Here is a 16,967-nt window from a genome sequence, read left to right on the forward strand (position 1 = left end):
TTCTGGTTTCTAAACGAACGGGCGTGCTATTCGCTACCCAACTAATATGCCATCGTTCCTCAGGCTTGTATAGAAAATATGTTTTAAAAATCAACGGAATAACAACACCGCCGGTGCCCTGTCACAACCGGGCGATCCGCTGAATTATGGAGGATTTACTATGTTTCGTGGCAAGCATCTCTATTGCGCTGCATCAAGAAAAAGCCCCTTGCGGGGCTTTTTATGATGGGGACAGGAATTGCTGCAAGATACCACTTGAGCCGAACGCGGCACGCCGCAAGCGGTCATTCACGCCCAGCCACGCGGGGCCGGTGGGCGGTGCTTCGACGAGTATCAGCTCGGCACCGACCTGGTCCATCGTGCGCAGCGAGGCATACAGCGCATGTGCGTAATTTTCCGGGATCGCCGCCAGGCGCACGCTGGCGCTGGCCGGCGGCAGATCCGAGTAGTGGATCAGGGCCACGCGGCGCCCGTCATTGAGCAGGCGGTTCAAGGTAGCGCCCACGTCGTCGCTGTGTTGCATCGCAACAGGCGTGTGCGGCGCGTAGTGCGATTCCAGGGTGCCCGAGGCGCGCGGCGCAGCTGCGTCCGCCACGGCCGGTGCGCGGCCAATGACGGCAGCGATCTGCTCGCTGCTGATATGGCCGGGACGCAACAGCACGGGACCGTGTGTGGCCAGGCGCGACAGGTCGACGATGGTCGACTCGATGCCCACGTCGCTCTGCCCGCCATCGAGTACCAGGCCCAGCAAGCCGCTATCGAGTTCCGCCGCGAATTCATCGCGCACATGTTGCGCCGTGGTCGGGCTGACATTGCCGAACTTGTTCGCCGACGGCGCCGCCAGGCCGCCGTTGCCGCCCTTGAAGGTGCGTAGCAATGCGATAGCCACCGGATGCGATGGGCAGCGCAAACCCACCGTGTCCTGGCCGCCGGAAACGGCGTCGGGGATATGCGCGGCGCGCTTGACGATCAGGGTCAGCGGACCAGGCCAGAAGGAAGCCACCAGTTGCTGCGCTTCCACGGGAATGTCGTCGGACCAGTGCGCCAGGTCGGCGCCAGGCGCCACGTGTACGATCACGGGATGGTCCGATGGACGGCCCTTGGCTTCATAGATGCGTGCCACGGCGGCCGGGTTTTCCGCATCGGCGCCCAGGCCATACACCGTTTCCGTCGGGAAAGCGACTAGGCCGCCCGCCTCCAGCACGGCAGCGGCCGCTGCCAGGTCTTGTGCGGGCACGCTCACGGCGCGATTCCCAGGATCAGGCAAGCGTCATGCAGGCGCTGCTGCGCTTGCGACAAGGTGGCGGCGATCAGGGTCAGATGGCCCATCTTGCGGCCACGGCGCGGGTCATCCTTGCCATACAGGTGCAAACAGGCACCCGGCAGCGCCAGCACCTGGTCCCACGCCGGTTCGCAGGCAACATCGCTGCCGTCGGCAAACCAGGCGTCGCCGAGGATGTTGAGCATCACGGCCGGCGAATGCTGGCGCACGTCGCCCAGCGGCAGACGCGCCATGGCCCGCACCTGCTGCGCGAACTGGCTGGTGACGCAAGCGTCCATCGTGTAGTGTCCGCTGTTGTGGGGACGCGGTGCCATTTCATTGACCACCAGGCTGCCATCTTCCAGCACGAAAAATTCGATGCACAACACGCCAACGTAGCCGAGTTCGGCAACCATGGCTTGCGCCGCCCGCTGCGCCTTGGCGGCACAGTCGTCCGACACGTTCGGGCCCGGCACGGTGGTGGTAAACAGCACGCCGTCACGGTGCACGTTTTCGGCGATCGGATACACGACCGATTCGCCGTCCACGCCGCGCGCCGTCAACACGGACACTTCATACGCCAGCGGCAGCATCTTTTCCAGCAGGCAAGTTACTTGTCCCATTTCCGCGAAGGCGGCGCGCACATCGTCGCGCGTGCGCACACGGAACTGGCCCTTGCCGTCATAGCCCATGCGCACGGTTTTCAGTATGCCCGGCAGCAAGTCGTCGCCGATGGCATCGATGTCGTCCTGCGTGGCGATGACCATGTGCGGCGCCGGCAGCACGCCCGACTTGCCCGCACAGTCGACAAAGAAACGCTTTTCCGCGATGCGGTCCTGCGCCACCGACACGCCGTGGGCATCCGGCGCCACGAAGACGTGGTTGGCCAGGCGCGACAGGCTGTCGGCCGGCACGTTTTCGAATTCCGTGGTGACGGCCAGGCATTGTGCCGCCAGGGCGTCGAGACCCGCCACATCGTCATAACCGGCATTGACGAGGCGCTGCGCCACCTGCCCCGCAGGGCAGGCATCGGACGGTTCCAGTACAGCTACCTGGTAGCCCATGCTCTGGGCGGCCTGGGCAAACATGCGGCCGAGCTGGCCGCCGCCCATCACGCCCAGCCACGCCGGTGGATGAGCGGCGGGCAGCAATGGGGAAGTCGATTTACTATTCATTATTTTTCAAACACATTATTCAGGCAAGACCATGGCCTTGGCGGCGGCCGTTTGCGTGGTACGGAAGACTTCCAGCTTTTCGGCCAGGGCGTCGTCATTGGCCGCGAGCATCGCCACCGCCGTCAGCGCCGCATTTGCCGCGCCCGCTTCGCCGATGGCGAAGGTGGCTACCGGCACGCCCTTGGGCATTTGCAGGATCGACAGCATGGAATCTTCGCCACGCAAGTATTTCGATGGCACAGGCACGCCCAGTACCGGGACGATGGTCATCGCGGCCACCATGCCAGGCAGGTGTGCCGCGCCGCCGGCGCCGGCGATGATGGCGCGCAAGCCGCGCGCGCGCGCGCTTTTCGCGTACGCATACATTTCGTCGGGCATGCGGTGCGCGGAAATGACTTGCGCTTCGTACGGCACGCCGAACTGTTTCAGGATGGCAACCGCGTTCTGCATCACTTCCCAGTCCGAGGACGAACCCATGATGACGCCGACCAGCGGCTTATTTTGCTCGCTCATCTCAGGCCTTCAGCTTCTCGCCCGTCAGGCGTTCGATGGCTTCGAAATACTTGGCCTGGGTTTTTTCGATGACGTCGGCCGGCAGGGCTGGCGCCGGTGCGGTCTTGCCCCAGGTCAGGGTTTCCAGGTAGTCTCGCACGAATTGCTTGTCGAACGACGGTGGCGAAATGCCAGGCTGATACGAATCGGCAGGCCAGAAGCGCGACGAATCGGCCGTCAGCACTTCATCCATCAGATGCATGACGCCATTGTCGTCCAGGCCGAATTCAAACTTGGTGTCGGCGATGATGATGCCGCGCGTGGCAGCGTATTCAGCGGCGGTCTTGTACAGGGCAATGGCGATGTCGCGCATCTTGGCGGCCAGGTCGGCGCCGATGCGCTCTTCCATTTCAGCAAAGCTGATGTTTTCATCATGCTCGCCCAGTTCGGCCTTCGCGGCCGGGGTGAAGATCGGTTCCGGCAGTTTTTCCGCTTGCTGCAGACCGGCTGGCAAGGCGATGCCGCAGATGCTGCCCGTGTCCTGGTAATCTTTCCAGCCCGAACCGATGATGTAGCCGCGCACGACTGCCTCGACCATGATCGGTTTCAAGCGCTTGGCCACCACGGCGCGGCCCTTGACTTGCTCCACTTCCTCGGGCGCCACCACGGATTCCGGCGCCACGCCGGTCAGGTGGTTCGGCACGATATGGCCCAGTTTCTCGAACCAGAAGTCGCTCATCTGGTTGAGAACCTTGCCCTTGCCGGGGATAGGCTCGTTCATGACGACATCGAAGGCCGACAGGCGGTCCGTGGTGACGATCAAGATCTTGTCGTCGCCAACGGCGTAGTTGTCGCGGACCTTGCCGTGGCCCAGCAATGGCAGGGAGTGGATGGAAGTCTGATAGAGGCTGTTCATAGCGGGGGAATAGTTGGATGAAACGAAACCGGCAGGCAGGGGATGCCCGCCGGTCGAGAAAATCGGGCACGGAGCATTGCATCCGGCCCGTTCCAGACAGAATTTTACTTCACAATTTGCGACAGCTCGCCGGCCTTGTAGCGCTCGGCCATTTTTTCCATCGTGATGACCTTGATTTTCGACGCCTGGCCTTCGCAGCCGAAAGCCTGCATGCGCGCGCGCACGATTTGCTCGGCGGCGGTGCGGGCTGGCTTCAGGAAGTCGCGCGGGTCGAATTTCGACGGATTCTCGAACAGGTACTTGCGGATCGCGGCCGTCATCGCCAGGCGGATGTCGGTGTCGATGTTGATCTTGCGCACGCCGTGACGGATGCCTTCCTGGATTTCCTCGACGGGCACGCCGTAGGTTTCCTTCATGTCGCCGCCGAATTCGCGGATGATGGCCAGCAATTCCTGCGGTACCGACGAGGAACCGTGCATCACCAGGTGGGTGTTCGGGATGCGCGCGTGGATTTCCTTGATGCGGTCGATGGCCAGGATGTCGCCCGTTGGCTTGCGCGTGAATTTGTAGGCGCCATGCGAGGTGCCGATGGCGATCGCCAGGGCGTCGCACTGGGTGCGCTGCACGAAGTCGGCCGCTTGTGCCACGTCCGTCAGCAGTTGCTCGCGGGTCATGGTGCCGTCGGCGCCGTGGCCGTCTTCCTTGTCGCCCTTCATGGTTTCCAGCGAACCGAGCACGCCCAGTTCCGCTTCCACCGTCACGCCGATGGCGTGCGAGAATTTCACCACTTCACGCGACACTTCCACGTTGTATTCGTACGATGCGACCGACTTGCCGTCCGCTTCCAGCGAACCGTCCATCATGACGGACGTGAAACCCGAACGGATGGCAGCCATGCAGACGGCCGGCGACTGGCCGTGATCCTGGTGCATGACGACAGGGATGTGCGGATACGCTTCGACGGCGGCGTCGATCAGGTGGCGCAGGAACGCTTCACCGGCGTACTTGCGCGCGCCAGCGGACGCTTGCATGATCACCGGGCTGTTGAGCGCATCGGCGGCAGCCATGATGGCTTGCACTTGCTCCAGGTTGTTGACGTTGAAAGCAGGAATGCCATAACCGTTTTCGGCGGCATGGTCCAGCAGTTGACGCATGGATACGAGAGACATGGTAATACTCCAGATAACAATAGAAACCGTTGCGGCGCTTCGCGGTGGTCAATAACCGCGCCGGCGCCTGAATTCTTGGACCTTAGTCGAATTCGCCTACCTTCACAATCTTCAAGGCATTCGTGCCGCCCACCTGGCCCATCGGCTCGCCCCAGGTGACGACGATCATGTCGCCCTTGCGGACGATGCCCTGCGCCACCAGCAGCTCTTCCGCCTGCTTCAGCACTTGCGCGCTGGGGGCGTTCTGCATCAGATGATACGCCCGAACATTGCGGTACAGCGCGGCTTTGCGCAAAGTCGTCACGCTGGGCGTGAGCGCATAGATCGGCGTATCGATACTGTGGCGGCTCATCCACAAGGCGGTGGAACCGGATTCCGTCAGCGCCACGATGGCTTTGACGCGCAAGTGGTGGGCCGTAAACAGCGCACCGTAGGCGATCGACTGGTCGATGCGGGTAAATGTGACGTTGAGGAAATCGGCATCGAGCTTGTTGTATTCGGACTGTTCCGCTTCCACGCAGATGGCGGCCATCATTTCCACCGTCTCGATCGGGTACTTGCCCGAGGCCGTTTCGGCCGACGTCATGACGGCGTCCGTGCCATCGAGCACGGCATTGGCCACGTCGGACACTTCCGCGCGCGTCGGCACGGCGTTGACGATCATCGATTCCATCATCTGCGTGGCCGTGATGGCCAGCTTGTTCGACGCGCGCGCCATCTTGATCATGCGCTTCTGCAAGGCCGGCACGGCCGCATTGCCCACTTCCACGGCCAGGTCGCCCCGCGCCACCATGATGCCATCGGAGGCGTCGAGAATTTCCTGCAGCGCGGGAATGGCTTCCGCGCGCTCGATCTTGGCGATCATCATCGGCTTGTGGTGGTACGGTTCGCCGGCGATATTGGCCAGCTGGCGCGCCATTTCCATGTCGGTCGCGCATTTTGGGAAGGAAATGGCCAGATAGTCGGCCTGGAAACTCATGGCCGTCTTGATATCTTCCATATCCTTGGCCGTCAGCGCGGGCGCGGACAGGCCGCCGCCCTGGCGATTGATGCCCTTGTTGTTCGACAACTCGCCGCCGATCTTGACGGTGGTGTGGATTTCGCTGCCGTGGATGCGCTCGACGATCAGCACGATGAGGCCGTCGTTCAGCAGCAGCACGTCGCCCTTGTGCAAATCGCGCGGCAGGGCCTTGTAGTCGAGGCCGACGCGCTCCTGGTTGCCCAGTTCGCCGTTTTCGCCCCACTTGGCGTCGAGGATGAAGCGCTCTCCCGCTTCCAGCTGAATGCGCGTGTTTTCAAACTTGCCGACGCGAATCTTCGGCCCTTGCATGTCGGCCATGATGGCCACTTCGCGCCCGCACTCGGCCGCCGCCAGACGCACCAGCGCCGCGCGGTCGATATGGTCTTGCGCCTTGCCATGGGAAAAATTCAAACGCACCACGTCGACACCCGCACGTATCATCTTCACCAGGATATCGAAGTCGGTGGAGGCAGGGCCGATTGTTGCTACGATTTTTGTACCGCGTGGCATAGGAGTCCTTGTGCGCGAGCGAAGGTGAGCAAGGCCGGCTCGATGCTGCATCCGGCAAGGTAAAAGCGCAGCGGTCAGGCTGCGCTTGGTATTGCACTACAGTCAGGCTTTATCAGCCAGCACGTTGCATGAGAATTTCTACTGCGGGCAAAGTCTTGCCTTCCAGGAACTCCAGGAAAGCGCCGCCGCCCGTCGAGATATAGCTGATTTTATCGGTAATGTCATATTTGGCAATCGCCGCCAGGGTGTCGCCACCGCCAGCGATGGAGAATGCTTTCGAATCGGCGATGGCCAGGGCCAGGGTCTTGGTGCCGTTGCCGAACTGGTCGAATTCGAACACGCCGACCGGGCCGTTCCAGACGATGGTGCCGGCGGCGGCGATCTGCTGTGCCAGCAGGGCCGCCGTTTTCGGGCCGATATCGAGGATCATGTCGTCGTCCGCCACGTCGGCCACGTCCTTGACGGTGGCAACGGCCGCAGGCGAGAATTCCTTGGCGCACACGACATCGACAGGAATCGGCACTTGCGCGCCGCGCTTGGCCATGATCTCGATGATGGCCTTGGCTTCCTCGACGAGTTCCGCTTCCACCAGCGACTTGCCGACATTCAAGCCGACGGCCTTCATGAAGGTGTTGGCGATGCCGCCGCCGACGATCAGGTTATCGACCTTGTCGGACAGGGCTTTCAAAATGGTCAGCTTGCTCGATACTTTCGAACCAGCAACGATAGCCAGCAATGGGCGGGCGGGCGCGTGCAAAGCTTTCCCCAGTGCATCCAGCTCGGCGGCCAGCAGCGGGCCGGCGCATGCGACGGGGGCAAACTTGGCGATGCCGTGCGTGGACGCTTCCGCGCGGTGGGCCGTGCCGAACGCGTCGTTGACGTAGATATCGCACAATTTCGCCATTTTTTGCGCCAGCTCATCGCTGTTTTTCTTTTCGCCCTTGTTGACGCGCACGTTTTCCAGCAGGACGACCTGGCCGGCAGCCAGGGATTCCAGGCCGGTGCCATCGACCCAGTTTTGTTTCAATGCAACTTCCTGGCCCAGCAGCTCGGACAAGCGGGCGGCCACGGGCGCCAGGCTGTCGGCCGGCTTGAACTCGCCTTCCGTCGGACGGCCCAGGTGCGACGTCACCATGACGGCGGCGCCAGCGTCCAGCGCGGCGCGGATGGCCGGCACCGAGGCGCGGATGCGCGTATCTTCGGTGATCTTGCCACTGTCATCTTGCGGGACGTTCAGGTCGGCGCGGATAAACACGCGCTTGCCTTGCAGTGCATTTTGGGCGATCAAATCTTGCAGACGAATGAAGTTGAGAACAGCTGACATGGCGATCCAGATGACGAGTGGAAGGAAGTGCGCTATTTTACCGCAATGCCCAGCGCAAATCCCCGATTTGTCCTGCTTTACTGAAAAACGTGCAACAGTCGCAAGCCCGTGAAAACCAGCATGCCAAACACGATGGTTTGCAGCATATTGCGGCGGATCACAAAAAAGAGCGTGGCGGCAATACCGGATAACAGTTTCAAATTGGACAATTCAAGGTGCACTTGCTGCCCCTCCATCAGCATGTCGGGCGCGATGATGGCCGCCAGCGCGCAGGCCGGCGCATAGCGCAGCATCTCGCCCACGCGGCGCGGAATGGTGATGTGATGACCGATCAGCCAGAAGGTGCTGCGCGTGGCGGCTGTCGCCACTACCAGCACGGCGATGGCGATCCACACGTCGGCCCTGCCCCAGTCTATGCCGTCAAACATGGCGTTTTGTCCATTTTTCTGTCAACTCTTCCACGGCCATGGCGCTGACCATGCCCACCACCACGGCCACCAGCAAGCCCAGCTTATAGGGCAGGCCGTAGGCCAGCACGGCCACCGTGCCCGCCACCAGCACGCCGCACAGGGCGGCGCGGCTGAGGATCAGCGGCACCGTCACGCACAGGATCGCCAGGGTGCCGGCAAAGCCCAGCCCCCATTCGGCCGGCACGACGGCGCCCAGCACGATGCCGATGAAGGAACCGATTTGCCAGGCCAGCCAGTTGGGATAGATCAAGCCTTTCAGGAAAGGCAGCTTGGCCGGGTCCGGCGTTTCATGGGGGTAGCGCTGCAGGAACAGGCCCACGGTGATGTCGCCCGCCACATAGCCGAGCGCAAAGCGCTGGCGCCACGGCAGATGGGAAAAATGGGGGGCCAGCAGCACGGAAAAGATGACAAAACGCAAATTAACGACGAGGGCCGTGGCAAAGATCACCCACACGGGCGCCTGCGCGGCCAGCAGCGGCAAGGACGCGAGCTGGGCCGAACCGGCAAAGACAAACAGGGTCATGGCCCCCGCCTGCGCGACAGTCAGGCCGCTTTTCACCATGGCCACGCCCACCACCATGCCCCAGGCGGCGATGCCCAGCAGGGTGGGCGCACCCAGGTTCAGCCCGGCGCGCCAGGCGTCTTTCAGCAGGGCATCGTCGCTGGCGGCCGGGACGGCGTTCACACGATGCTCCTGCAGGCGTATTGTGGTAACTGCACAACAATGGTGCGCGGAGAAAGACTCCGCAACGGCGATACCGGCAAGGCAAATCCAGTCAGTGTGGCGCTGCAGCTGCCATATTTCCGCAAAAACCCGCGCCGCAGCCGAAGATGATCGAGCCGCCATTTTAGCCATGATTTTTGCTGTCTGCCTGAATCCGTTAAAATCGTGGTTTTGGCAGCAGCCGACTTCCTTCCATACAGCCTCACGGAGCATGACAAGATGACAAAAACCACCCAGCCAGCGGTCGAACTCGACAGTAAAGACCTGCCAGCCCACTGCCCTAACCCGGCCATGCCGCTGTGGTCGTCGCATCCGCGTGTGTTCCTGGAATTCAACAAGGACGGTATCGCCAAGTGCCCTTACTGCGGCACGGCCTACACCCTGAAGGAAGGCGCCAGCGCCGGCCATCATTAAACTGCCCAGCGGCGCGCCCCCAGCGCGCCGTTTTCATTTACACAGCTAGCTGTACCGATCAAGCCGGAGTCGTCATGAAACGTCTGAAAGAACTCAATGGCAGCGCCGCCGAAGTCGAAGCGGCGTTCTACGATGCCTTGCACCGCGCCGACCTCGAAGCGCTGATGGCGCTATGGGCCGACGATGAAGAGATCGTCTGCATCCACCCGGGCGGCGCGCGCCTGATCGGCCACGCCGCCATCCGCGCCTCGTGGGAAACCATTTTGGCCGGCGGCGGCCTGCACATCGTGCCGGCGCAGCTGCATGAAACGCACAATCTGATGAGTTCAGTGCACACGGTGATCGAAGGCGTCACCCAGGAAGAAGGCGGTCCGGCGCATCTGCTGGCCACGAATGTGTATGTAAAAACGCCGCGCGGCTGGCGCATCGTGCTGCACCACGCCTCCATCGCCCCCGGCGGCGCACCGGCCGACGCCGCAGGGACGCAGATCCTGCACTGATGTCTTTGCCTCTTATCTACAACGCCCCCTACACCGCCCCGCTCTGGCTGCCTGGCGGCCACGCGCAGACGATTTATCCGGCCGTGTGCCTCGCCAAGCCGGCCGTGGCCTTCCGCCGTGAACGCTGGCAAGCGCCCGATGGCGACTTCGTCGACGTCGACCTGGTCGATGGCCAGCCGGGCCAGCCCTTCGTGGTGCTGTTCCACGGCCTGGAAGGCTCGTCGAACAGCCATTACGCGCGCGCCCTGATGGCCGAGGTGGCGGCGCGCGGCTGGTCGGGCGCCGTGCCGCATTTTCGCGGCTGCTCGGGCGAAGCGAACCTGGCGCCACGCTTCTACCATTCGGGCGACGCACAGGAAGTGGACTGGGTCGTGCGCACGCTGCGCCCGCGCGCCACGGGAAAATTTTACGCGGCCGGCGCGTCGCTGGGCGGCAATGCCCTGCTGTGCTGGCTGGGCCAGTCGCAGCACCAGGCCGATTTCATCGATGCGGCGGCGGCCGTGTCCGCCCCGCTGGACCTGGCGCAAGGGGGCAAGGCCCTGTCCTCCGGCGCCAACCGGCTCTACACGCGCATGTTCCTGAACACGCTCAAACCGAAATGCCTGGCCAAGCTGGAACAGTATCCCGGCCTGTTCGCGCGCGACGCCATGCTGGCCGCGCGCGACTTGCACGCCTTCGACAATGTCGTCACGGCGCCCCTGCACGGCTACCGCGACGCCGACGATTACTGGCACCGCGCCAGCGCCAAGCACGTCTTGCACGACATCACCGTGCCGACCCTGGTGCTGAATGCGCAAAATGACCCCTTCCTGCCCGGGCGCTTCTTGCCGCGCAGCGCCGCGCCGCAGGTCACGCTCGAATATCCGCGCCACGGCGGCCACGTCGGCTTTGCCGCTGGCAAGTTGCCGGGAAGCACACGCTGGCTGCCGCAACGCCTGATCCATTTTTTTGAAGGCGGCAACACGGCGCCATCGGCACCGCAAACCTGTCACGCTGACGGCACGCGCACTCACACGGAAAACGCTACACATGGATGAACTCGTCAAGCAGGCCCTGGCCAAATGGCCGAACGTGCCCCACTGCTACGGCTGGCTGGGCCTGGACGCGCGCGGCCACTGGCGCATGCGCGACCAGCATGCGCAACAGCAACAACTGCCAGGCGACAAGATCGCCCACGTGGCCCTGTTGGGATTTATCAACCGCAATTACGATCATGACGAACGCGGTTGCTGGTTTTTCCAGAACGGCCCACAGCGCGTGTATCTGAATCTGGAAGCGACGCCGTATATCGCCCGCAGCGACCCGCAGCACGGTTTTGTCTTGCAGACGGGTGCGCCTCTGGAACAGATCGAGCAAGCGTATTGGTGCGATAACGGCGCGCTGATCCTGCGCCACGGCGACATCGTCGCGCAGGTCGATGACCGCGACATGGCCCAGGTGCTGCCCGCGCTGCGCCTCGACGGGCAAGCGGTGGGCGACGAAGCGCTGCTGGCCTGGCTGGAAGATGCGCAAGGCAATTTGATGTTATTGCATAACGGCAAGGAGATTGCCGTGCAGCCGCTGGCCTATGCCAGCGTACCGCAGACCTTCGGCTTCCAGCAGGCGCCGCAAGCCGAATAAGAGTCAGCCCTTCTGGTCCTTGATCTGTTCGCGGCGCTTTTCCTGCAGCTCGCGCTCGCGCGCATCGATCACGGCCTGGTCATAAAAAGTCGCGTCCGTCGACTTGCGGGCGATCGTCAGCTGGTCCAGCGCGGCCATGGTGGCGCCCTGCAGCACGTAGGATTCGGCCAGCGCCATGTGCTGCAAGGTCATCTTGCCCTGGTCCGCATAGGCTTTCGCCAATAAATCGTAGAGTTCCGGCTCTTCCTTGTAGAGCTGCACCTGCTCGCGCAGATACAGGGTGGATTGCTCCAGCTTGCCGGCAGCCATCAGCGCTTCCGCATACTGGTGGGCAATGCCGCGCGAGAGAGGAAACTGCTGGCGCGCAGCGTCCGCCGCCTTCAGGGCCTGTTGCGCCACTTCCTTCTTTTGCGCCGGCATCAACAGCACTTCCAGCGCCATCGCCGCCAGCAGGGAATTGGGGTCCTGCGTGCCGCCCGAGGTAAACACGTTCGGCCCGGCCGGCTGGTGCAGGGCCGCATTGGCCGCATCGAGTTCCTTTTGCGCCTCCGCCGGCTTGCCCTGCTTGACGGCAACGAAAGACAAGCCATAGTGGGCGGCCGTCACCTGGAAGCGGCTTTGCTGTTCCAGCTGCGTCTTGAAGACGGCCTTGGCGTTCAACAGGCCTTGCACGCTTTCATCCTGCAGCACGCGGGCGCGGGCCCGGGCCAGGTGAAAACTCAGGCTGTCCGCACGCTGCTTGTAGGGCTGTTCGCGGATGCGCGCCTGGATGTCGGCGATGCGTTCCGTCGTCAGCGGGTGGGTCTGCAGGTAGGCGGGCATCAGGTCGCTGTAAGAGCGGCTGGCCGCCTGCATGCGGCCGAAGAAGGCCACCATGCCGGTGGTATCGAAACCGGCCTCGCCCATGATCTGGAAGCCGATGCGGTCCGCCTCGCGTTCGGCGTCGCGGCCAAAATTGAGCTGGCGCTGGATGGCCAGGCCCTGGCCGGCGGCAAACACGCCCATCGCCACGTCGCCGCCTGCCCGTGAAGCGAGCGCCGCCAGCAGCATGGCCGCCAGCGGCATCAGGGCATCCTGGCGCTGCTGGCCCAGCATGCGCGCGATATGGCGCTGCGCCACATGGCCGATCTCGTGCGACAGCACGGAAGCCAGTTCCGCCTCCGTTTGCGCCGCCAGCACCAGGGCCGAGTGCACGCCGATGAAGCCGCCCGGCAAGGCAAACGCGTTCAGCTGAGGGTCGCGCACGGCAAAGAAGAAATAGTCGTAATTCGTTTCGCCGCGCACGCTGGGGCGCGCCGCCACGAGGGCGTTGCCGAAGGTATTCAGGTATTCCAGCAAGGGCGCATCGTCGAGGTAGTCGCGGTCGCCGCGGATGCCGCGCATGATTTCCTCGCCGATCTTGCGCTCCATCGCCGGCGACAGGTCTTCGCGCGACGTGTCGCCCAGGTTCGGCAGGTTCGGCGCCGGCGGCACGGCCAGCGGCGTCCAGCTGCTGGCCGGCTTGGCGGACACGCTGGCAGCCGGCGCCGCTGGCGCGGAGGTATAGGTTTGCGCCAGCGCACAGGGCGCAGCGAAACAGAGGGCGGCCAGCACCGACGCGCGCCGTGAGCCGCGCAGCCATGCCGCAGCGGCGTTTTCAAGGACGATCGGAAGGGAAGTTTTTGAATTCACGGGTGCTATCATACCTTGTTCGCGGCCCCCATTCCCACGCACCAAGCATGCGCCATGCCAGTGGCATGACGTCGTGGTCCGGCGTGCCGCGCCCCCACCCCTCACCTATTTTGACGCCATGACAACAGCAGACAAGCAAGCCCCCGCCGGGGAACTGACCCATTTCGACGCCACGGGCCAGGCCCATATGGTGGACGTGGGCAGCAAGGAAGACACGCGCCGTAGCGCCGTGGCCGCCGGCACCATCCGCATGCAGCCCGCCACCCTGGCATTGATTATTTCCGGCACCGCCAAGAAAGGCGACGTGCTGGGCATCGCCCGCATCGCCGCCATCATGGGCGCCAAACGCACCAGCGACCTGATTCCCCTGTGCCACCCGCTGGCCCTGACGCGCGTCACCGTCGATTTTGAAGTGGACGAAGCGGCCAACAGCGTGCACTGCCGCGCCCAAGTCGACACGACGGGCAAGACGGGCGTGGAAATGGAAGCGCTCACTTCCGTGCAGATCGGTTTATTGACGATCTACGACATGTGCAAGGCCGTCGACCGGGGCATGGTCATGACGAATGTGCGCGTGCTGGAAAAGCATGGCGGCAAGTCGGGCGATTGGACTGCGGCCGTGTGAGTCCCAGCGGCAAGCCACGAGTTGAGTACGCAGCACCGTCAAGGCGTTAGCTTGGCGGCCAGATGCACGCAGGCAGATGCATGGCACTTCCCATGAAAAGAGCCAGGACCACTAACGCCATGGCGTGTATCGCCTGGCTAAGGGCACAGGGGCGCTGCCTTCATGCAGATGTCATTCAAGAGCAGCTTTCACCGAATCGAGCCACATCGACGCCATTCTTTCTTGTCCTTTTTCGGTGAAATGACAAGCATCAAACCTGTACTCATCACCCAGCAAATTAGTGTTTGGTCCAGGATAACGCTTCAAATGAGGAGCATTGCCAAATACTAATTGAGCAGACTCGATATTACGGTCATATGCCATCCCGCAACGCGAATGAACGGCAATCATCCAGCGGTTTACCTTGACTTTACTATTGACGTAGTCAATTACCTCACCCAATCGTCGCACATATAAATCCTTATCTGTACCAAAATCCGAGGAACCCTGGTGCCAAAACGCAAAATCAAATTTAATTTCTTGCGCCTGGATTAATCCGATTGCACTGTTGAGTTTTCCAAATGCCACGCCACCTGCCTGCCAATCCGACACTTTGGTTCCCCCCACGCCGATCGGCATGAAAATCACTTTACGCGCGATACCGGCTCCAATCAGCTTTTTCCCCAGCGGCATCCACATTGATCCATTCTTACAATCGGCCCACTCAAAGGGATCGCTTGCGATTTTTATCACGCCATCTTTACCAACCTGCAATACATTATCCACAGCAGGATAAACATGTTCATTGCAATTCGACGATATCGATTGACCGATGACCAAAATTCGTAGTTCGGGCAAGGGATCAGGAATAACGGGGGTGACGGGAATGACTGGGATGATTGGTGGGACCGGGGTGACTGGGATGACCGGGGTAACCGGGATCACCGGCGTGACCGGCGTGACAGGCGGAACGGGGGTGACGGGGGTAACGGGAATAATTACAGGTGCGTCAGGCGCACTGCCAGTACCGCCGCCGCATGCGGCAATTACCAAAATACAAGATAGCCCGAGAAGATACTTAAACAAACGAAGATTTTTCATCATTGAAGTCATGTTGACATCCATAGAAAAACATCACGTCTGGCGCATACGGTGTTCGCAGGCGTCCACATTCAGGTCATCTTCCATGCAGCATGGATGAAGGGGATATTGCTCATACATCTCAGAAAGCACTAACAACACTCAATGAAATATATCGAATAAAAAAACGCTCGTTATTGAGAAAAATCGAAAGATATGTCTTATAGGAAAAAATGGCATTGCTGTCTTCACATGAATCCATGAAAAATACTAAAACAGCAATAGAATAGAAGGTGGCAAGTAATAAGCAGGAAGGGTGGGACTTGCAGACTTGCAGACTTGTTACGCACTTGATAAGCAAGGCAGCGGCTGCGAATAGCTGATAATCCACTGCATCAGCAACAACTTCAAATCACCAACAAGGCATTGACCAAAAGCCGTCATCAATACATGAATCAGTACACTTCATGAATCGGAAATCTATGGCAGGAAAACAAAAAGATGCTATATACATAGTCTGCCAAGCGTACCTGGCACTCAGTACCTTTAAGCGTCAAGGTGAATATCACAGGCAAGACGGGCGTGGAAATGGAAGCGCTCACTTCCGTGCAGATCGGCTTGTTGACGATCTACGACATGTGCAAGGCCGTCGACCGGGGCATGGTCATGACGAATGTGCGCGTGCTGGAAAAGCATGGCGGCAAGTCGGGCGATTGGCACGCCGAGGTGTGATTATTTTGCCTGGCGCGCAGGATGGAGCTTGACGCGGCGCAAGTCGCGCAGCAGCCAGGCGCCACACAGCAGGCATAGCGCGATGACGGCCACGGACAGGGGTAAGTGGAACTGTTCCAGCCCCGCCAGCGCAAAGCCCGCGTGGATCAGACACGTTCCCACCCCCAGCACGGCGCATACTGCCGCATAGCGGGACGCGTGTCTGGTGTTCAGCAACACATGCCGGTAACCGGCCAGCACCACGGCAATCGCCGCCAGGTTAAACACGAGAAAACCCTGCACGCCGCCCGGCACATGAAACATCTCCCACTCTTTCCAGTAGGCAGCGTCGATTTGATGCAGGATCAGGAACAACATGGTCCAGAAGTAGCTGCGTTGCATAAGGTTTACGTTCGTCAATATTGACGCAATTGTAAAGCCTGAACCGCGTACCTGCACCTGCGCATGGCATTTTTCGATGCCAATATGAATTTCATTGATATAAATGCTTTTTCATCAAGAAATCATGCATACTGCGAGTCGTCCATATCCAGATGAGCATCGCATGACAAGCAACAAGCCCGCCGCGGAAAGCAAGCTCCAGGACTTCGAATTCGAGGCCATGAATCTGCAGGTGGGGGGACGCATCCAGTTCATCACGCACCGCACCATCAAACCCATCCAGCATTTCTCGACCGTGATCGGCTATGTGAAAGACGAGTACCTGATCGTCAAGATTCCCATGGAAAACGGCGCGTCCATCGTCCTCAACGAAGGTGACAAGCTGACCATCCGCGTATTTTCCGGCGTCACCGTCTGTTCGTTTTCCTGCAGCGTGCTGCGCATCTTTGGCCGCCCCCTCAATTATGTCCACCTGAGCTTTCCCGACGCCATCCAGGGCACCAGCCTGCGCACAGCCATGCGCGTGAAAGTGGAAATTCCGGCGCAGCTCAGCTATCGCGACGTGGCGGCCGTGCCCGTGTTCATCGTCAACCTCAGCGTCTCGGGCGCGCTGATCGAGGCGCCCAGCATGCTCACGCCCGATGACGAAGGCGTGGCACTGAGCTTTACCCTGCTGGTGCAGCCGAACAAGCACCAGATGCGCGTCAACACGCGCGCCCGCATCCAGAACGTCAGCGTGGGCAAACCGTCGAATGGCCATGCCGCCGGCGTGGCGGAAATCTATACGTATGGCGTGCAATTCATCGATCTGGAACCGACCCACTACACCCTGCTGCAAAACCTCACCTATGAAGCGCTGATCGCGGACCGGCAAAAAATCGTCTGACGCTGGCGCGGCAGGCG

18 protein-coding genes and 1 pseudogene are annotated in these 16,967 nt (G+C 61.4%); 7 read left to right on the forward strand and 12 right to left on the reverse strand.

Annotated elements, in window-relative coordinates:
• Positions 1-220 precede the first annotated feature (220 nt).
• From U0004_RS26995 to U0004_RS27035, 9 genes are all read right to left on the reverse strand, one after another.
• Positions 221-1,243, reverse strand: coding sequence for an L-threonylcarbamoyladenylate synthase (locus tag U0004_RS26995; RefSeq protein ID WP_070254644.1), 1,023 nt, complete (start codon positions 1,241-1,243; stop codon positions 221-223).
• Positions 1,240-2,436: a 5-(carboxyamino)imidazole ribonucleotide synthase gene (locus U0004_RS27000; RefSeq protein ID WP_070254645.1), complete on the reverse strand. Its 1,197-nt coding sequence runs from the start codon at positions 2,434-2,436 to the stop codon at positions 1,240-1,242. The genes U0004_RS26995 and U0004_RS27000 overlap by 4 nt, the downstream gene beginning before the upstream one ends.
• Positions 2,437-2,451: 15 nt before the next feature.
• A complete protein-coding gene (purE, locus tag U0004_RS27005; RefSeq protein WP_070254646.1) occupies positions 2,452-2,949 on the reverse strand; it encodes a 5-(carboxyamino)imidazole ribonucleotide mutase in 498 nt (165 codons plus the stop codon).
• Between the two features lies 1 nt (position 2,950).
• On the reverse strand, positions 2,951-3,844 hold the full coding sequence (locus tag U0004_RS27010; protein WP_070254647.1) for a phosphoribosylaminoimidazolesuccinocarboxamide synthase: 894 nt from the start codon (positions 3,842-3,844) through the stop codon (positions 2,951-2,953).
• Between the two features lie 104 nt (positions 3,845-3,948).
• On the reverse strand, positions 3,949-5,013 hold the full coding sequence (gene fba, locus U0004_RS27015; protein WP_010401625.1) for a class II fructose-bisphosphate aldolase: 1,065 nt from the start codon (positions 5,011-5,013) through the stop codon (positions 3,949-3,951).
• Between the two features lie 82 nt (positions 5,014-5,095).
• Complete coding sequence (pyk, locus tag U0004_RS27020; RefSeq protein ID WP_046684386.1) at positions 5,096-6,544, reverse strand: pyruvate kinase; 1,449 nt, start codon at positions 6,542-6,544, stop codon at positions 5,096-5,098.
• A gap of 112 nt (positions 6,545-6,656) precedes the next feature.
• A complete protein-coding gene (locus U0004_RS27025) occupies positions 6,657-7,868 on the reverse strand; it encodes a phosphoglycerate kinase (RefSeq protein WP_070254648.1) in 1,212 nt (403 codons plus the stop codon).
• 77 nt (positions 7,869-7,945) lie between these two features.
• The gene (locus U0004_RS27030) at positions 7,946-8,296 is read right to left on the reverse strand and encodes an AzlD domain-containing protein (protein ID WP_034780613.1); all 351 of its coding nucleotides are present in this window, start codon (positions 8,294-8,296) and stop codon (positions 7,946-7,948) included.
• On the reverse strand, positions 8,289-9,023 hold the full coding sequence (locus U0004_RS27035) for an AzlC family ABC transporter permease (RefSeq protein WP_070254649.1): 735 nt from the start codon (positions 9,021-9,023) through the stop codon (positions 8,289-8,291). The genes U0004_RS27030 and U0004_RS27035 overlap by 8 nt, the downstream gene beginning before the upstream one ends.
• Before the next feature lie 258 nt (positions 9,024-9,281).
• Between U0004_RS27035 and U0004_RS27040 the strand changes: the two genes are divergently transcribed.
• The 4 genes from U0004_RS27040 to U0004_RS27055 all read left to right on the forward strand — a co-directional run bounded on the left by U0004_RS27040 (position 9,282) and on the right by U0004_RS27055 (position 11,596).
• On the forward strand, positions 9,282-9,476 hold the full coding sequence (locus tag U0004_RS27040) for a zinc-finger domain-containing protein (RefSeq protein ID WP_034780619.1): 195 nt from the start codon (positions 9,282-9,284) through the stop codon (positions 9,474-9,476).
• A 74-nt stretch (positions 9,477-9,550) separates the two neighbouring features.
• Entirely contained in the window at positions 9,551-9,976 is a 426-nt protein-coding gene (locus U0004_RS27045; RefSeq protein WP_034746103.1) for a YybH family protein, read from the forward strand.
• Positions 9,976-11,013: a YheT family hydrolase gene (locus U0004_RS27050; protein ID WP_070254650.1), complete on the forward strand. Its 1,038-nt coding sequence runs from the start codon at positions 9,976-9,978 to the stop codon at positions 11,011-11,013. The genes U0004_RS27045 and U0004_RS27050 overlap by 1 nt, the downstream gene beginning before the upstream one ends.
• Positions 11,006-11,596: a DUF2946 family protein gene (locus U0004_RS27055; RefSeq protein ID WP_070254651.1), complete on the forward strand. Its 591-nt coding sequence runs from the start codon at positions 11,006-11,008 to the stop codon at positions 11,594-11,596. The genes U0004_RS27050 and U0004_RS27055 overlap by 8 nt, the downstream gene beginning before the upstream one ends.
• A 3-nt stretch (positions 11,597-11,599) precedes the next feature.
• On the opposite strand, the gene U0004_RS27060 is transcribed toward U0004_RS27055, so the two are convergent.
• Positions 11,600-13,189, reverse strand: a complete 1,590-nt coding sequence (locus tag U0004_RS27060; protein WP_070254652.1) for a beta-barrel assembly-enhancing protease — start codon at positions 13,187-13,189, stop codon at positions 11,600-11,602.
• A gap of 196 nt (positions 13,190-13,385) precedes the next feature.
• Between U0004_RS27060 and moaC the strand changes: the two genes are divergently transcribed.
• A complete protein-coding gene (gene moaC / locus U0004_RS27065; protein ID WP_034780632.1) occupies positions 13,386-13,892 on the forward strand; it encodes a cyclic pyranopterin monophosphate synthase MoaC in 507 nt (168 codons plus the stop codon).
• Between the two features lie 171 nt (positions 13,893-14,063).
• On the opposite strand, the gene U0004_RS27070 is transcribed toward moaC, so the two are convergent.
• Entirely contained in the window at positions 14,064-14,984 is a 921-nt protein-coding gene (locus U0004_RS27070; protein WP_167468699.1) for a sialate O-acetylesterase, read from the reverse strand.
• 501 nt (positions 14,985-15,485) lie between these two features.
• On the opposite strand from U0004_RS27070, the pseudogene U0004_RS27075 reads away from it, so the two are divergent.
• Positions 15,486-15,683, forward strand: a pseudogene (locus U0004_RS27075) (cyclic pyranopterin monophosphate synthase MoaC); the annotation flags it as partial.
• Here the strand turns inward: U0004_RS27075 and U0004_RS27080 are convergent.
• Complete coding sequence (locus U0004_RS27080) at positions 15,684-16,064, reverse strand: DUF6713 family protein (RefSeq protein WP_070254654.1); 381 nt, start codon at positions 16,062-16,064, stop codon at positions 15,684-15,686.
• 163 nt (positions 16,065-16,227) lie between these two features.
• On the opposite strand from U0004_RS27080, the gene U0004_RS27085 reads away from it, so the two are divergent.
• On the forward strand, positions 16,228-16,950 hold the full coding sequence (locus tag U0004_RS27085; protein ID WP_070254655.1) for a flagellar brake protein: 723 nt from the start codon (positions 16,228-16,230) through the stop codon (positions 16,948-16,950).
• Positions 16,951-16,967 lie beyond the last annotated feature (17 nt).

It is taken from the genome of Janthinobacterium lividum, from assembly GCF_034424625.1.
Classification (GTDB): domain Bacteria; phylum Pseudomonadota; class Gammaproteobacteria; order Burkholderiales; family Burkholderiaceae_D; genus Janthinobacterium; species Janthinobacterium lividum.

What these genes read in the sequence shown, in the direction of transcription:
- U0004_RS27000 (WP_070254645.1), bottom strand. Translation starts at nt 2,436, where the DNA reads ATGAATAGTAAATCGACTTCCCCATTGCTGCCCGCCGCTCATCCACCG.
- purE (WP_070254646.1), bottom strand. Translation starts at nt 2,949, where the DNA reads ATGAGCGAGCAAAATAAGCCGCTGGTCGGCGTCATCATGGGTTCGTCC.
- U0004_RS27010 (WP_070254647.1), bottom strand. Translation starts at nt 3,844, where the DNA reads ATGAACAGCCTCTATCAGACTTCCATCCACTCCCTGCCATTGCTGGGC.
- fba (WP_010401625.1), bottom strand. Translation starts at nt 5,013, where the DNA reads ATGTCTCTCGTATCCATGCGTCAACTGCTGGACCATGCCGCCGAAAAC.
- pyk (WP_046684386.1), bottom strand. Translation starts at nt 6,544, where the DNA reads ATGCCACGCGGTACAAAAATCGTAGCAACAATCGGCCCTGCCTCCACC.
- U0004_RS27025 (WP_070254648.1), bottom strand. Translation starts at nt 7,868, where the DNA reads ATGTCAGCTGTTCTCAACTTCATTCGTCTGCAAGATTTGATCGCCCAA.
- U0004_RS27030 (WP_034780613.1), bottom strand. Translation starts at nt 8,296, where the DNA reads ATGTTTGACGGCATAGACTGGGGCAGGGCCGACGTGTGGATCGCCATC.
- U0004_RS27040 (WP_034780619.1), top strand. Translation starts at nt 9,282, where the DNA reads ATGACAAAAACCACCCAGCCAGCGGTCGAACTCGACAGTAAAGACCTG.
- U0004_RS27045 (WP_034746103.1), top strand. Translation starts at nt 9,551, where the DNA reads ATGAAACGTCTGAAAGAACTCAATGGCAGCGCCGCCGAAGTCGAAGCG.
- U0004_RS27050 (WP_070254650.1), top strand. Translation starts at nt 9,976, where the DNA reads ATGTCTTTGCCTCTTATCTACAACGCCCCCTACACCGCCCCGCTCTGG.
- U0004_RS27055 (WP_070254651.1), top strand. Translation starts at nt 11,006, where the DNA reads ATGGATGAACTCGTCAAGCAGGCCCTGGCCAAATGGCCGAACGTGCCC.
- moaC (WP_034780632.1), top strand. Translation starts at nt 13,386, where the DNA reads ATGACAACAGCAGACAAGCAAGCCCCCGCCGGGGAACTGACCCATTTC.
- U0004_RS27070 (WP_167468699.1), bottom strand. Translation starts at nt 14,984, where the DNA reads ATGACTTCAATGATGAAAAATCTTCGTTTGTTTAAGTATCTTCTCGGG.
- U0004_RS27080 (WP_070254654.1), bottom strand. Translation starts at nt 16,064, where the DNA reads ATGCAACGCAGCTACTTCTGGACCATGTTGTTCCTGATCCTGCATCAA.
- U0004_RS27085 (WP_070254655.1), top strand. Translation starts at nt 16,228, where the DNA reads ATGACAAGCAACAAGCCCGCCGCGGAAAGCAAGCTCCAGGACTTCGAA.